General features: G+C 72.8%; 12 protein-coding genes. 9 read left to right on the forward strand and 3 right to left on the reverse strand.

Annotation, left to right across the window (positions count from 1 at the left end):
* The first annotated feature begins 35 nt into the window (after positions 1-35).
* Positions 36-842 carry an exodeoxyribonuclease III gene (locus Sri02f_RS34320; RefSeq protein ID WP_109005243.1) on the forward strand — a complete coding sequence of 269 codons (807 nt, stop codon included), beginning with the start codon at positions 36-38 and terminating at the stop codon, positions 840-842.
* Between the two features lie 83 nt (positions 843-925).
* On the opposite strand, the gene Sri02f_RS34325 is transcribed toward Sri02f_RS34320, so the two are convergent.
* On the reverse strand, positions 926-1570 hold the full coding sequence (locus Sri02f_RS34325) for a MerR family transcriptional regulator (protein ID WP_109005244.1): 645 nt from the start codon (positions 1568-1570) through the stop codon (positions 926-928).
* A gap of 146 nt (positions 1571-1716) precedes the next feature.
* Between Sri02f_RS34325 and Sri02f_RS34330 the strand changes: the two genes are divergently transcribed.
* From Sri02f_RS34330 to Sri02f_RS34345, 4 genes are all read left to right on the forward strand, one after another.
* Positions 1717-3267, forward strand: a complete 1551-nt coding sequence (locus Sri02f_RS34330; protein WP_245970930.1) for a flavin-containing monooxygenase — start codon at positions 1717-1719, stop codon at positions 3265-3267.
* Entirely contained in the window at positions 3264-4169 is a 906-nt protein-coding gene (locus Sri02f_RS34335) for an alpha/beta fold hydrolase (RefSeq protein ID WP_109005245.1), read from the forward strand. Before Sri02f_RS34330 ends, Sri02f_RS34335 begins: the two co-directional genes overlap by 4 nt.
* Entirely contained in the window at positions 4166-5050 is an 885-nt protein-coding gene (locus Sri02f_RS34340; protein WP_109005246.1) for an SDR family oxidoreductase, read from the forward strand. The genes Sri02f_RS34335 and Sri02f_RS34340 overlap by 4 nt, the downstream gene beginning before the upstream one ends.
* A 91-nt stretch (positions 5051-5141) precedes the next feature.
* Entirely contained in the window at positions 5142-5423 is a 282-nt protein-coding gene (locus Sri02f_RS34345; RefSeq protein WP_109005247.1) for a hypothetical protein, read from the forward strand.
* A gap of 121 nt (positions 5424-5544) precedes the next feature.
* On the opposite strand, the gene Sri02f_RS34350 is transcribed toward Sri02f_RS34345, so the two are convergent.
* Positions 5545-8844 (reverse strand): S41 family peptidase, encoded by a 3300-nt coding sequence (locus Sri02f_RS34350; protein ID WP_109005248.1) that lies wholly within the window; start codon positions 8842-8844, stop codon positions 5545-5547.
* A gap of 190 nt (positions 8845-9034) precedes the next feature.
* Here Sri02f_RS34350 and Sri02f_RS34355 point away from each other — a divergent pair, with 190 nt between their 5' ends.
* From Sri02f_RS34355 to Sri02f_RS34370, 4 genes are all read left to right on the forward strand, one after another.
* Complete coding sequence (locus tag Sri02f_RS34355) at positions 9035-9637, forward strand: TetR/AcrR family transcriptional regulator (RefSeq protein WP_109005249.1); 603 nt, start codon at positions 9035-9037, stop codon at positions 9635-9637.
* A 124-nt stretch (positions 9638-9761) separates the two neighbouring features.
* Entirely contained in the window at positions 9762-12011 is a 2250-nt protein-coding gene (locus Sri02f_RS34360; protein WP_109005250.1) for an MMPL family transporter, read from the forward strand.
* 346 nt (positions 12012-12357) lie between these two features.
* The gene (locus Sri02f_RS43200) at positions 12358-13047 is read left to right on the forward strand and encodes a lamin tail domain-containing protein (protein ID WP_167467679.1); all 690 of its coding nucleotides are present in this window, start codon (positions 12358-12360) and stop codon (positions 13045-13047) included.
* A gap of 283 nt (positions 13048-13330) precedes the next feature.
* Entirely contained in the window at positions 13331-13612 is a 282-nt protein-coding gene (locus Sri02f_RS34370) for a DUF1876 domain-containing protein (RefSeq protein ID WP_109005311.1), read from the forward strand.
* Positions 13613-13683: 71 nt separating this feature from the next.
* On the opposite strand, the gene Sri02f_RS34375 is transcribed toward Sri02f_RS34370, so the two are convergent.
* Positions 13684-14898 (reverse strand): serine hydrolase domain-containing protein, encoded by a 1215-nt coding sequence (locus Sri02f_RS34375; RefSeq protein WP_109005251.1) that lies wholly within the window; start codon positions 14896-14898, stop codon positions 13684-13686.
* Between the last annotated feature and the right edge of the window lie 15 nt (positions 14899-14913).

Raw genomic sequence — 14913 nt, forward strand, 5'->3', positions numbered from 1 at the left:
CCGGGCCGGCGCGCTCGGGCCGGTATCGTGCCGGGGTGCTGACCGTGACCTCCGTGAACGTCAATGGACTGCGTGCCGCCGCGAAGAAGGGCTTCGTGGAGTGGCTCGCGGACACCTCCGCCGATGTGCTGTGCCTGCAGGAGGTGCGGGCCGAGCCGGAGCAGCTGCCGGAGACGGTCCGGGCCCCCGAGGGCTGGCACGTCACCCACGCCCCGGCCGCCGCCAAGGGCCGCGCCGGCGTCTCCCTCTACACCCGCCGTGAGCCGGACGCCGTCCGGACCGGCTTCGGCTCCGCCGAGTTCGACGGCAGCGGCCGCTACGTCGAGGCCGACCTGCCCGGTGTGACGGTCGCCTCCCTCTACCTGCCCTCCGGCGAGGTCGGCACCGAACGGCAGGACGAGAAGGTCCGCTTCATGGACCAGTTCCTCGCCCACCTCAAGGAGCTGCGCGAACGCGCCGCCGCCGACGGCCGCGAGGTCCTGGTCTGCGGCGACTGGAACATCGCCCACCGGCAGGCCGACCTGAAGAACTGGCGCGCCAACCAGAAGAGCTCGGGCTTCCTGCCCGAGGAGCGGGAGTGGCTGAGCAGGGTCCTCGCCCCGGCGGACGGCGGCTACGTGGACGTCGTACGGGAGCTGCACCCGGACCTGGAGGGCCCTTACACGTGGTGGTCGTACCGGGGGCGGGCCTTCGACAACGACTCCGGTTGGAGGATCGACTATCACGTCTCGACGCCCGGTCTCGCGGGCAGGGCCGTGAAGGGGCTCGTGGAGCGGGCGGCCACGCACGCCGAGCGCTGGTCCGACCACGCCCCGGTGACCGTCGTCTACGACCTCCAGTAGGCCTCCAGGCCTCCAGGGATCCAGGCCTCCAGGCCGTGGGGACTCCTGGGGACTTCGGGGCCTTCACGGCCTCCGGCCCTGGGTCAGGGCTCTTCGCGCAGCCGTCGGTCCAGTGCCAGGGAGAGTTCTGCCTCCACCACGCTTCGGGCGAGGGGGCGCAGGCGGGGCAGGTCCTTCTCGGTGGTGTGGCGCAGGATCAGGTCGGTGAAGAGTTCGGCGAGGGCGTCGGCGTGTTCGCGGACGCGTACGCCCGCCGCCAGGACCTCGGCGAGCGGGATCCCCTCGGCGACGAGGGCGGAGGACACGTCCAGGAGGCGTCGGCTGATGTGGACGATCTCGTCGCCGTCGGTGCCCAGGTAGCCGAGGTCGAGGGCGGCGGCGAGGTTCTCGGGGGTGACCTGGCCCTCGAAGCGGGCGGCGAGTTCCTCGGGGGTGAGGCGGACGGGCTCCTCCTCGGTGGGGCCGCCGACGCCGATCAGCGCGGCCACGTCGCTGCCCTGGTCCAGCGCGTCGGCCAGTTCGGCGATGCCGGTGAGGGTGTGGCCGCGTTCGAGGAGGGCGGAGATCGTCCGCAGCCGGGCCAGGTGGTGGTCGTCGTACCAGGCGATGCGGCCCTCGCGCCGGGGCGGCGCGAGCAGTTTGCGCTCGCGGTAGAAGCGCAGGGTGCGCACGGTGATCCCGGCCTCGGCCGCCAGCTCCTCCGTCCGGTACTCGCGCTTCTCCGTCACGGGCGAAGCTTATGTTGTACCGCCGGTAACTTTCCTTCTCCCGGCCCCTACCCATCGGTACGGACCTGCTCTACCCTCCGATTGCGCCAGTGTTCACTGGCAGAGTCGCGAGGGTCGCGAAAGTCGCACGGCTGGGAGGTGTCGGGATGACCGAACACGTACGGGTGGCGGTGATCGGGTCCGGCTTCGGCGGACTGGGGGCCGCCGTGCGGCTGCGCCGGGAGGGGATCACGGACTTCGTGATCCTGGAACGCGCGAGCAGCGTGGGCGGGGCCTGGCGGGACAACAGCTACCCGGGGTGCGCCTGTGACGTGCCGTCCCATCTCTACTCCTTCTCCTTCGCGCCCAACCCGGACTGGCCGCGCACCTTCTCCGGCCAGGAGCACATCCGCGCCTACCTGGAGCACGTCACGGACGTGTTCGGGCTGCGGCCGCACCTGCGGCTCGACTCCGAGGTGCTGCGGATGACCTGGGACGCGCAGGAGCTGCGCTGGGACGTCGAGACCAGCGCCGGACGCTACGTCGCGGACGTCGTCGTGTCGGCCACCGGGCCGCTGTCCGACCCGAAGATCCCGGCGATCCCCGGCCTGGACTCCTTCCCCGGCAAGGTCTTCCACTCGGCCCGCTGGGACCACGGTCACGACCTCGCCGGCCGGCGGGTCGCCGTGGTCGGCACCGGCGCCTCGGCCGTCCAGATCGTGCCGGCCATCCAGCCGGAGGTCTCCCGGCTGACCCTCTTCCAGCGCACCCCGCCGTGGGTGATGCCCCGCGTCGACCGGGCCGTCAGCGGCGCGGAGCGCGCCCTGCACCGGGCCCTGCCCGTCACCGCCCGGCTGCGGCGCGGCCTGCTGTGGGGGATCCGCGAGCTTCAGGTGCAGGCGTTCACCAAGCACCCGAACGAACTCGGCTTCGTCGAGCAGCTCGCCAGGCGCAACATGGCCCGCGCCGTCAAGGACCCGGCCCTGCGCGCCAAGCTCACCCCCGACTACCGCATCGGCTGCAAGCGGATCCTGCTGTCCAGCACCTACTATCCGGCCCTCACGCGACCCAACGTGGACGTCGTCGCGAGCGGCCTGAGCGAGGTGCGCGGGTCCACGCTGGTCGCCGCCGACGGCAGCGAGGCGGAGGCCGACGTGATCGTGTTCGGCACCGGGTTCCATGTCACCGACATGCCGATCGCCGACCGGGTGGTGGGCGCGGACGGGCGGACGCTCGCGGAGAGCTGGAAGGGCGGCATGGAGGCCCTGCGGGGCGCGTCCGCGGCCGGGTTCCCCAACTGGATGACGATCATCGGCCCGAACACCGGTCTCGGGAACTCCTCCATGATCCTGATGATCGAGTCGCAACTGAACTACATGGCCGACTATCTGCGCCAGCTCGGCGTCCTCGGAGGCCGAGCGGCCCTGGACGCCCGTCCGAGCGCCGTGCACGCCTGGAACCGCCGGGTGCAGGACCGGATGCGGCGCACGGTGTGGAGCACCGGCGGCTGTACGAGCTGGTACCTGGACGCGAGCGGCCGCAACACCACCGTCTGGCCGGGGACCACCGCCGAGTTCCGGCGGGCGACGCGCCGGGTGGACCTCGCGGAGTACGAGGTGGTGCGCGCGCCCGCCCGTCGCGACGCCGCCGAGGAGCAGGTAGCCGAGGAGCAGGCCGCCGGGTCGCAGGCCGGCGAGGAGAAGGAGGTGACGGCGTGACCTCCTTCGGTGGCGTCGCCTCCGTGCGTGAGCTGACCGCCGTCTCCGCCGACGGCGCGCGTCTGCACGTGGAGATCCACGGTCCGGCCTCGGGGGCCGAGGCCGCGCCCGCCGTCGTCCTCGCCCACGGCTGGACCTGCTCGACGGCGTTCTGGGCCGCCCAGATCCGCGAGCTCGCCGTCGACCACCGGGTGATCGCGTACGACCAGCGCGGGCACGGTCGCACCCCGGCGAGCCCGGCGTGCAGCACGGACGCGCTCGCCGACGATCTGGAAGCCGTCCTGCGGGCGACGCTCGCACCCGGGGAGCAGGCGGTGATCGCCGGTCACTCCATGGGCGGGATGACGGTGCTGGCGGCGGCCGGCCGGGCCGCCTTCAGGGAGCACGCGGCCGCCGTCCTGCTGTGCAGCACCGGCGCCTCACGGCTGGTCGCCGAGTCCACCGTCGTCCCGCTGCGGCCGGGACGGCTGCGGACCTGGCTGACCCGGCACGTCCTCGGGTCCAGGGCGCCTCTCGGGCCGGTCACGCCGGTCGCGATGCGGATCCTGAAGTACGCCACGATGGGCGCCGGCGCGGCCCCGCACATGGTGGAGGCGTGCGCCCGGATCGTGCACGCCTGCCCGCGCCGGGTGCGGCACGCCTGGTCCGACGTGCTGCACCTGCTCGATCTCGACCAGGGCGTGGGGCGGTTGAGCGTGCCGACGGCGGTGCTGGTGGGCGCCGCCGACCGGATGACGCCGCCGGTGCACGCGCACCGGATCGCGGCGGCGCTGCCGCACTCCCTGGGCGTCACCGAACTGCCCGGCGTCGGCCATATGACGCCGGTCGAGGCGCCCGACCTGGTCACCGGACGGATCCGGGAACTCGTCACCACGTACACGCAGTTGAAGGAGGGCGCATGAGCAGGGTCGAGCTCGAGGGACAGGTCGTCGTGGTCACCGGGGCGGCGCGGGGCGTCGGGGAGCTGCTCGCCCGCAAGCTCTCCGCGCGCGGAGCGAAGGTCGCGCTGGTCGGCCTGGAGCCGGACGCGCTGAAGCAGGTGTCCGAGCGGCTGCACGGCGACAGCGGCCACTGGTACGCCGACGTCACCGACCACGAGGCGATGAGCCGGGTCGCGGCGGAGGTGAAGGAGCGCTTCGGCAAGGTGGACGTCGTGGTGGCCAACGCCGGTGTGGCCAACGGCGGTCCGTTCGCCGACTCCGACCCGGACTCCTGGCGCCGGGTCATCGAGGTCAACCTGATCGGATCGGCCGTCACGGCCCGCGCGTTCCTGCCGCTGCTGCGGGAGAGCCGAGGCTATCTGCTGCAGATCGCCTCGCTCGCCGCTGTCACCCCGGCGCCGATGATGACCGCGTACTGCGCGTCCAAGTCGGGCGTGGAGGCGTTCGCGCACAGTCTGCGCGCGGAGGTCGGCCATCAGGGCGTCCGGGTGGGCGTCGGGTATCTGTCGTGGACGGACACCGACATGGTGCGCGGGGCCGATCAGGACGAGGTGATGCGGGAGTTGAGGCAGCGGCTGCCGTGGCCGTCGAACAAGACGTATCCGCTGGGACCGGCGGTCGACCGGATCGTGGCCGGCATCGAGCGGCGTTCCCCGCACGTGTACGGGCAGGGGTGGCTGCGGGGGATGCAGGCGGTGCGCGGGTATCTGCCCGGGATCATCGGGACGGTCGGCCGGCGCGAGATGAAGCGGTTCGCGCCCCGGTTGCAGGGGATGCGGACGGGGCTGGTGGGAGCGGGCGGCACTGCCGACGAACAGGCCAGGGCTACGCAGCGTAGTTGATCGACATGCGTGCCGTGACCGCCCGTGTGAATCTGGTCGAGGCCCCACCACGGGGCTCCAACCCCCTCATCTCCCACAGGAGTGAACCCACATGGGTATGAAGGACAAGTTCCAGGACCAGTCCGAGAAGTGGCAGCAGCAGGGCAAGCAGAAGGCCCAGCAGGCCAAGGAGCAGGTCCAGCAGCGCGGCAAGCAGCGTCCGGGCGAGGACGCTGAGCGCATGCGCCCGGAGCGTGAGACGTCGGAGCGCATGCGCCCCGAGCACGGGACGTCGGAGCGCATGCGTCCCGAGCACGAGGCGTCGGAGCGCCGCAACCCGCAGGAGCGGGACCGCGAGCGCGAGCGCGTCGGCTTCGACGAAGAGAGCTTCTGACACCCCGCTTCGGCGGTCGGTGAACGATGAGCAGGGGGCGCCCCGGGCCCGGGGCGCCCTTCGTCGCGTCCGGTGACTCAGGTCGCGCGCGTCTCGGGCCGTGCGTCCCTGGTCGTGCGTCTCAGGTCGTGCGCGGGGGCAGTTTCGGGCGGGACCGGTCGGGGACGTCGGCGTAGTCGGGCGGGGTCGCCGGGGGGTTCGTGGCGAGCAGGTCGAGGGCCAGTCGTACGGCGTCGTCGAGTTGGGCGTGGCGGCCCTCGGCCCAGTCGAGGGGGGTGCGCAGGATCTCCAGGTCGGGGGTGACGCCCTTGTTCTCCACCGACCAGCCGTACGCGTCGAACCAGGCCGCGTTCATCGGGACGGTGATGACGGTGCCGTCGCCGAGCTGGTGCCGGCCGGTCATGCCGACGACGCCGCCCCAGGTGCGCTGGCCGACCACCGGGCCCAGCCCGAGCAGTTTGAAGGCGGCCGTGATCATGTCGCCGTCCGAGGAGGTCGCCTCGTCCGCCAGCGCCACCACCGGTCCGCGCGGGGCGTTCGAGGCGTACGACACCGGCTGGGCGTTGCGGGTGAGGTCCCAGCCGAGGATCTTCCGGGTCAGCTTCTCCACCACCAGTTCGCTGATGTGGCCGCCGGCGTTGCCGCGCACGTCCACGATCAGCGCGGGCCGGGCCACCTCGCCGCGCAGGTCGCGGTTGAACTGGGCCCAACCGGAGCCGCCCATGTCCGGGATGTGCAGGTAGCCGCACCGGCCGTCGCTCAACTCCCGTACCACCGCACGCCGTTTGGCCACCCAGTCCTGGTAGCGCAGGGGGCGTTCGTCGACGAGCGGGACGACGGCCACCCGGCGCGGCCGGCCGGTCTCGCCCTCCGCGGGGGCGACGGTGAGCTCCACCGTGGTGCCGCCCGCGCCGGCCAGCAAGGGGTAGGGGCCGGTCAGCGCGTCGACCTCCCGGCCGTCCACGTGGGTGAGGACCGCGCCCTCCCGGATCCCGGTGCCGGCGAGCGGGGAACGCGCCTTGGAGTCGGAGGAGTCGCCGGGCAGGATCCGCCGGATCGTCCAGCCGCCTTCTCTGCGGACGAGGTTGGCGCCGAGGAGGCCCTGCAGGCGCTGGTAGTGGGGCGGTCCCTCGTTGCGGCGGGCGGCGGTGACGTACGCGTGGGAGGTGCCCAGCTCGCCGAGCACCTCGCGCAGCAGGTCGGCGAACTCGTCCGGTGAGGCGACCCGTTCGACGAGCGGCCGGTACTGGTCGAGGATCGCGTCCCAGTCGATCCCGCACATGCCGGGGTCCCAGAAGTAGGCGCGGATCAGCCGGCCCGCCTCGTCGTACGACTGCCGCCACTCGGCGCCCGGGTCCACCTCGTGCAGGATGCGCCGCAGGTCGATCCAGACCGTGGAGTCCGGGTCGCCGGATTCGGTGGACGGCACCGCCCGCAGGTCGCCCTCGTCGACCACGACCAGCCGGGTGCCGTCCCCGCTCAGCGCGAACCAGTCGAGGTCGCCGACGAGTTCGGACTTCTTCGCCTTGCTGATGTTGAAGTGCTCCAGCGTCGGCCGTCCGCTGGTGTCGTCCGGGTTGGCGAACGTCTCGCCGAGGGCGCCCGAGATCGGCCAGCGCAGCCACACCAGTCCGCCGCCCGCCACCGGGCACAGGGCCGAGTACTTGGAGGCGGTGACGGGGAACGGCGTGACCCGGCTGGCCAGCCCCTCGGTCTCCACGGTGACGGTCCCGTCGGCGCCGTTGCCGTCGTCCTCCACGGGGTCCAGGCCGCCGGCGGCCGGCCGGCCCTCCGGGGTCAGCGCGAAGGGCGAGGGCGTCGCGGAGGACAGGGGCACGAGATAGGGGCGGCAGCCCAGCGGGAAGGACAGATCGCCGGTGTGCACGTCGTAGACCGGGTCGAAGCCGCGCCAGGAGAGGAAGGCGAGGTAGCGGCCGTCGCGGGTGAACACCGGGTTCTCGTCCTCGAAGCGGCCGTCGGTCACGTCGATGACCGACCGGTCCTTCATCCGGGCCATCTTGATCTGACGCAGGGAGCGTCCGATCCCGGGGTGCGACCAGGTCAGCCAGCCGCCGTCCGGGGAGAAGGCCAGGTCGCGGACGGGCCCGTTGGCCGACGCGATCAGCTCGGTGACCTCGTCGCCGCCCGCGCCGCCCGCGCCCCCCGCGTCCCCCGCGTCCTCTGTGCCCCCCGCGTCCTCGGTGAGGTCGACGAGCAGCAGCCGGCCGTCGTGCGAGGCGACGGCGAGCCGTTCGCCCTGCGGGTCGGCCGCCGTCTCCAGCACCCGGCCGAGGCGGCCGGAGGCCAGCCGCCTGGGCTCGCGCCGGCCCGTGGCGCGGGGCAGGTGGGCGACCTCGACGGCGTCCTCGCCGTCCGCGTCCGTCACATAGGCGACCTGCCCGCCCTGGCCGAGCATCTCCGGCAGCCGCACCCGTACCCCGGGGGTGTCGGTGATCGTCCGGGCGGGTCCGTCGCGGTGGGTCAGCCAGTACAGGCTGCCGCGCACGACGACGGCGCTGGCCCGGCCGGTCTCGTCGACGGAGATGCCGTCCACGTGCTGGGCGGCCGGGATCTGGTAGGGCCGGCGTCCCGTGCGGGGCCCGCCGATGCGCACGTCGATCCGGCGCGGTTCGGAGCCGGCGGCGAGATCGTCGACGATCCACAGGTCCCCGCCGCACTGGTACACCACCCGGGTGCCGTCGCTGGAGGCGTGCCGGGCGTAGAAGGCGTCGTGGTCGGTGTGCCGGCGCAGGTCGGAGCCGTCGTGGGCGCAGGAGTAGAGGTTGCCGACGCCCTCGTGGTCGGAGAGGAACGCGATCCGGCCGCCGACGAAGAGCGGGCTGGCGAGATGGCCCTCGATGCCTTCCAGGAGCCGTCGCCCGTGCAGCCACAGCCGGCCGGTGGCGCCGCCGCGGTAGCGCTTCCAGGCGGCCGGCTCGTGCGGTGGGGTGCCGGTGAGCAGGAGGGTCCGGCGTTCGCCGTCGAGGTCGGCGACCTGGAGGTCGGAGACCGGGCCCCAGGGGAGTTTGCGGCCGGGTGAGCCGTCGGGGGAGACCTTGTAGGCCCAGGTGAAGTAGGAGAAGGGTTCGCCGTGGGAGGCCACGGCGAGGAGGTCGGCGTGGCCGTCGGCGTCCGGGGGCGTCCAGCCGCAGACCCGGGTGTCGGAGCTGCCCCAGTAGGTCAGCCGCCGTCCCGGTCCGCCCTCCACCGGTGCGAGATGGATCTCCGGGACGACGCTGCGCCAGCTCGTGTACGCGATCAGGCGGCCGTCGGGGGAGAAGCGGGGGTGTCCTGCTTTCGTGCGGTCGACGGTGAGTCGCCAGGCGCGGCCCGGGCCGGCCAGCGGGGCCAGCCAGAGGTCGTCCTCGGCCACGAAGCACAACAGGTCACCATGGAGATGGGGCAGGCGCAGATAGCTCACCTCCCCATGCTTTTCCGGGGGATGGACCCGAGCAACTTGTGACATGTGTGCGGAACCGGACGCGCGTGAGACAGGACACGTACGAAACGGTTTCGTTTCGCAGTGAAGTGCGCTACATTCGGGGTGTACGCAGACGGAACCGCGACTGTTCGGTTGTTCGGAGTCTGTTCGGAGTGGGAAGGGGAGCGGGATGACTGAGATCGCAACGGCGCGTCGCAGCCGCATCACCCCCGAACGCGAGGCGGAGTTGTACGAAGCCGTGCTCGAACTGCTCCGCGAAGTCGGCTACGACGCCCTCACCATGGACGCCGTCGCCGCTCGCACCCGGTCCAGCAAGGCCACGCTCTACCGCCAGTGGGGCGGCAAGGCCGAACTGGTCGCCAAGGCGGTCCGCCACGGCAAGCCGGGCGGCTCCGCCGACGACGTCGACACCGGGTCCCTCCGGAGCGACCTGCACGCCCTCACCCTGCGTTCGGACGACTGCGAAATGGAGCAGAACTCCGCGCTGATGCGAGGGCTGGCCATGGCGGTCCACGGCAACCCGGACCTGCTGAAGGCCTTCAAGGAACATCTCGTCGAGCCGGAGATGGCGGAGTTCCGCCGCGTGCTGCAACGCGCGGTCGACCGGGGCGAGGTCCGCGCGGACAACCCGGCGATGCACTTCGTGCCGCACATGATGATCGGCGCGTTCGCCGCCCGCACCATGCTCGACGAGCAGCCGCCGACACAGGCGTTCCTCCTGTCGTACATCGACGCCGTGGTCCTCCCCGCCCTCGGCGCGCCCACCACCTGACCGTCCCCGCGGTCCGCCCACCCTGACGTCACCGCTCACGTCGTCGGGCCGATCACCCCTGCCCTCCCGCCGGGGTGGTCAACCCTGCCCTGCACACACACGACCTGACCGGGAGTACGCCTCCGTGGCCACGTTCCTCTACAAACTCGGCCGGTTCGCCTTCAGGCGACGCGCCTTCGTCGCCCTGATGTGGGTCGCGCTGCTGACCCTCGCCGGAGTCGGCGCCGCGACCGCGCCCGCACCGGGCGCGACCTCCTTCTCCATTCCCGGCGTCGAGGCCCAGAAGGCCTTCGACCTGCTGGAACAGCGTTTCCCGGGAGCCAGCGCCGACGGCGCGACCGGGCGCATGGTCTTCAAGGCCCCCGAGGGCCAGAAGATGACCGACGCCGCCAACCGGGCGATCGTCGACAGGGCCGTCAAGTCCCTGAGCGGCGGCTCCGAGGTCGTCTCCGTCGCCGACCCGTTCACGACGCACGCAGTGAGCAAGGACGGGACGGTCGCCTACGCCTCGGTCCGCTACGACGCGCGCGGCATGGAGCTGAAGGACGCGACCAGGGACACCCTGAAGAAGGCCGCGGACGACGCACGGGCCGCCGGGCTCACCGTCGACGTCGGCGGTGACGCGCTGCAGGCCGGGGCCGAGCCGGGCGCGGCCGGCGAGGTCGTCGGTCTCGCCCTCGCCGCGGTCGTCCTCGTCGTCACCCTGGGCTCGCTCGTCGCGGCCGGACTGCCGCTGCTGACGGCGATCATCGGCGTCGGCATCGGCGTCTCCACCATCACCACCGTCGCCAAGGCGCTCGACCTGGGCGACACCACCTCCACCCTCGCCCTGATGATCGGGCTCGCGGTCGGCATCGACTACGCCCTGTTCATCGTCTCCCGCTACCGCAGCGAACTGGCCGAGGGCCGCGACCGCGAGGAGGCGGTCGGACGCGCCACCGGCACCGCCGGCTCGGCGGTGGTCTTCGCGGGCCTCACGGTCGTGATCGCCCTGGCGGGCCTCGCGGTCGTCAACGTGCCGATGCTGACCAAGATGGGCCTCGCTGCGGCCGGCACGGTCGTGGTCGCCGTCCTCATCGCGCTGACCATGGTCCCCGCGCTGCTCGGCTTCGCCGGCCGGAAGGTCCGGGCCACGGGCGAGAAGCGCAGGCCGCGCGGGTCCGAGGCCGGGGCGTCCGCGGTGTCCGCGGCGTCCGGGCAGGCCAAGCCCGGTCCGGGCGTGCGCTGGGCGAGCTTCGTCATACGCCGGCCGGCCGCCGTGCTGCTGCTCGGCGTGCTCGGGCTGGGCGCGATCGCCGTCCCCGCCACCCAGCTGGAGCTGGGCCTGCCCGACGACGGCTCGCAGCCGACGTCCACCACCCAGCGCCGGGCCTACGACCTGCTGTCGGAGGGCTTCGGCCCCGGCTTCAACGGGCCTCTGCTGATCGTGGTCGACGCGCGCGACAGTGACGACCCGCAGGCGGCGGCCGCCTCGGTGACCGACGGCATCAAGCACCTCAAGGACGTCGTCACGGTGACCCCGGCCGCCTTCAACAAGGCCGGCGACACCGCGACGATCACCGTGATCCCGGACTCCAAGCCCTCCTCGACACAGACCGAGGACCTGGTCCACGCCCTTCGCGACCAGGGCGCCGAGGTCCGGTCCGACACGGGCGCGCAGGTGCTCGTCACGGGCACCACCGCGATGAACATCGACTTCTCGCAGAAGCTCAACGACGCGCTCATCCCGTACCTGGGGCTGGTCGTCGGCCTGGCCTTCCTGCTGCTGATCGTGGTCTTCCGCTCGATCCTGGTCCCGCTGAAGGCGGCCCTCGGCTTCCTGCTCAGCGTGCTCGCCGCGCTCGGCGCCGTCGTCGCGGTGTTCCAGTGGGGCTGGCTCGGCGGCCTGATCGGCGTCGAGGAGACCGGGCCGATCATGTCGATGACGCCGATCTTCATGGTGGGCGTGGTCTTCGGCCTCGCGATGGACTACGAGGTCTTCCTCGTGACCCGGATGCGCGAGGCGTACGTCCACGGCGAGAGCCCGAGCCAGGCCGTGGTGACCGGTTTCCGCTACAGCGCCAAGGTGGTGGCCGCCGCCGCGATCATCATGATGGCCGTCTTCGGCGGCTTCATCACCGCCGGTGAGGCGATCATCAAGACGATCGGCTTCGGCCTCGCGAGCGCCGTCTTCTTCGACGCGTTCATCGTGCGCATGGCCATCGTGCCGGCCGTTCTGGCCCTGCTGGGCAAGAAGGCCTGGTGGCTGCCGAAGTGGCTGGATCGCGCGCTGCCCAACGTGGACGTCGAGGGCGAGGGCCTGAGGACGCGGGACGACGCCGTCAGCGCCAAGGACGCCGACCCGGACGACGACCGGGAGCTCGTGCGCGTCTGATGCGCGAGGGCGCCTGATGCGCGAGGGACGCCTGACGCGCGAGGCAACCTGAGAAAGACCGCCGGTGAGGGCTCCGTGGGGACGGGGCGCCCTCACCGGCTTCTTTTTTCCGCACCTCGTTCGTGACTCACTTTCGGGTGACGCTCAGCGGCGGAAGAGGCCCGCAGGGCAGTAACGCCAGTGGTTCGGAGCCTTCAGTACATATATGGACATGGAAGCCTACTGTCACCGGAATATGGACGGTTCGTAACGTGAGGTGCCAATCAGGCGCGGGGGCCGGGTCCGGTGGTCGAGTGTTGGCCATGCGGCCGATCCGGCCGTGACTCGCACCACGCAAGGAGACCTTGTGTCCGTTAACTCTGTTTCCGCCCGCTGTCTCGCCGCCGCCGCGATCGCCGCGGCCGTCGTCGGGACGGTGGCGCTGCCGGCCTCCGCCGCCGACCACCCGCACCAGGACCGGGCGAAGGTGGAGATCAGCGCCGTGCAGTACGACGCACCGGGCCGAAACGACCGCTCCGCCCGCTCGCTGAACAGGGAGTGGGTCGAGCTGACCAACACCACCCGCCACGAGGTCAACCTGGACGGGTGGACCCTCTCGGACGAGCGCGGCGAGACCTACACCTTCCGCCACTACCGGCTGGCCCCCCGCACCACCGTCCGCATCCACACCGGTGAGGGCCGTGACACCCGCACCGACCTGTTCCAGGACCGCCACCGCGAGGTGTGGGACAACTACTCCGACACCGCCACCCTGCGCAACGACCACGGTCGTTTCGTGGACGACGAGTCCTGGGGCCACGACCGCCACGGCCACGGCCGTGACGACCACTGGCGTGGCGACCGCGACCACGACGGCCGCGGGCGGGACGACCACTGGCGTGGCGACCGCGACCACGACGGCCACGGGCGCGACGGCCACGGGCGCGACGACCGCGGCCGTGACGACCACGGGCGGGACGACCGCGGCCGTGACGACCACGGGCGGGACGACCGCGGCCACGACGGCCACGGCCGTGACGGCAACCGTCGTGCCTGACGTCCGCACCCCGGCCTTCCCGGCCTGACGGCGAAGCGCCCGGCCCCTTCCCAGGGGCCGGGCGCTTCGCCGTCCCCTCGCGTCCACCACGGGCGGCAGCCCGCCCCGATCCGCTCGCCTGCCCCTGCGCCGACCGCCAGCGTGCCCGCATGGCCCCGCCCGTCCCGCACCCTCGGTTCACCGAAGCCCTCCGCGCCGTGGCTGTCGGGTGGGGGAGGGCGCGTGGGTGCGGGGGTCGGTCCTGAGGAGCACCCTGGAAGCAGGAGCTTCGGAGGTGATCGTCATGACCGTCATGCACACCACGGTCGGCTGGCATATCGAGCTGGAGTTCGAGGAGGACGACCGGCATACGCGGGCGGTCGCGATGGTGCGTCTGCCGGACGGGACCGAGGTCAGGGCGCACGGGCATGCCTCCCGGCACAACGTGGACGCCAATCAGCCCCGGGTCGGGGAGGAGATCGCGGGCGCCCGCGCGCTCAACGAGATCGCCATGCAGCTGCTGACCAAGGCGCATCTGGAGATCGACGACGCCTCGGGGCGGACGTCCCACTCGATCAACGTGTAGTCGACGTGCGGGTGTGGGGGCGCGCGGGCGCGGGCGCGGGGGCTTCGGCCGGTCGGGGCGGGGGCTGTGCGTCAGTGCGTTGCCGTTGCCGTTGCCGTCGCCGTTGCCGTTGCCGTCGCCGTTGTCGTTGTCGTTGCCGTCCGCAGGGCCCGGAGCAGGGCCTGGGCGCGCGGGTCCGCCGTCACGCTCGTCCGGAAGCCGTTGGTGACGTAGCCGAAGGCGATCCCCGACTCGGGGTCGGCCAGGCCGAGGGCGCCGCCGCGGCCCGGGTGGCCGAAGGAGGCGGGGGACAGCAGGGGGGACGCCGTGCCGTGCAGCATGGGGCCGAGGCCGAAGCGGGTGTTCACCACGAGCACCCGGTCCGGGCCGGACGACTGCTCGCCGCGCGCGAGCGCCACCGTCTCCGGCCGCAGCAGCCGTGTCCCGCCCTCGACCTCGCCGATCAGCGAGGCGTAGAAGCGGGCCAGGCCGTCGGCGGTGGCGATGCCGTTGGAGGCGGGCAGGGCCGCGGCCCGGTAGGCGGGGTCGTTCTCGTCGGGCAGCGGGGTGATGGCGGCGAAGGCGCGGCGGGTGAGGGAGTGCGGGTCGGCGTAGGCGGCGGCGACGGCGGGCTTGGGCCGGGTCTTCAGCGCGCCTGCCCGCGCCGGCGCTTCCACCTGCCCCACCCGCCCCACCCGCGCGCGCTGCGCCGCCGGAAGTCCGAGCCACAGGTCGGCCCCGGCCGGCCCGGCGATCTCGTCGGCGATCCACTCCCCGACGGGCCGCCCGGTGATCCGGCGCACCAGCTCGCCGGTCAGCCAGCTGTACGTCTGCGCGTGATAGCCGTGGTCCGTGCCCGGCTCCCAGACGGGCGTCTGCGCCGCGACCGCCGCCGCGCCCAGATCGGGGTCGGCGGCCTCGGCGGGGGTCAGCGGCCGGTCCAGCACCGGCACGCCCGCACGGTGCGCGAGCAGATGCCGTACGAGGGTGCGCTCCTTGCCGGCCGCCTTGTACTCCGGCCAGTACGCCCCGACCGGCGCGTCCAGATCCAGTTCGCCGCGCTGGTGCAGCAGCAGGAGGCCGGCGGCGACCACGCCCTTGGTCGCCGACCGCACGATCTGGGCGGTGCCGCCCTCCCAGGGGTCCGTGCCATCGACGTCCTTCGTGCCGCCCCACAGGTCGACGACCTTGCGCCCGTCCCGGTAGACGGCGACCGCCGCGCCCCGCTCGCCGAGCGTGTCGAAGTTGCGGGCGAACGCCTCCCGGACCGGCTCGAAGCCCTCGGCCACCGCACCGTTCACGTCCACGCCCGCACGTCCTTT

It is taken from the genome of Streptomyces rishiriensis, from assembly GCF_003112535.1.
In the GTDB taxonomy this organism is placed as follows: domain Bacteria; phylum Actinomycetota; class Actinomycetes; order Streptomycetales; family Streptomycetaceae; genus Streptomyces; species Streptomyces rishiriensis.

Excerpts from the sequence above, each read along its gene's own strand:
- Sri02f_RS34345 (WP_109005247.1), top strand. The coding sequence starts at position 5,142 with ATGGGTATGAAGGACAAGTTCCAGGACCAGTCCGAGAAGTGGCAGCAG.
- Sri02f_RS34340 (WP_109005246.1), top strand. The coding sequence starts at position 4,166 with ATGAGCAGGGTCGAGCTCGAGGGACAGGTCGTCGTGGTCACCGGGGCG.
- Sri02f_RS34370 (WP_109005311.1), top strand. The coding sequence starts at position 13,331 with ATGACCGTCATGCACACCACGGTCGGCTGGCATATCGAGCTGGAGTTC.
- Sri02f_RS34330 (WP_245970930.1), top strand. The coding sequence starts at position 1,717 with ATGACCGAACACGTACGGGTGGCGGTGATCGGGTCCGGCTTCGGCGGA.
- Sri02f_RS34355 (WP_109005249.1), top strand. The coding sequence starts at position 9,035 with ATGACTGAGATCGCAACGGCGCGTCGCAGCCGCATCACCCCCGAACGC.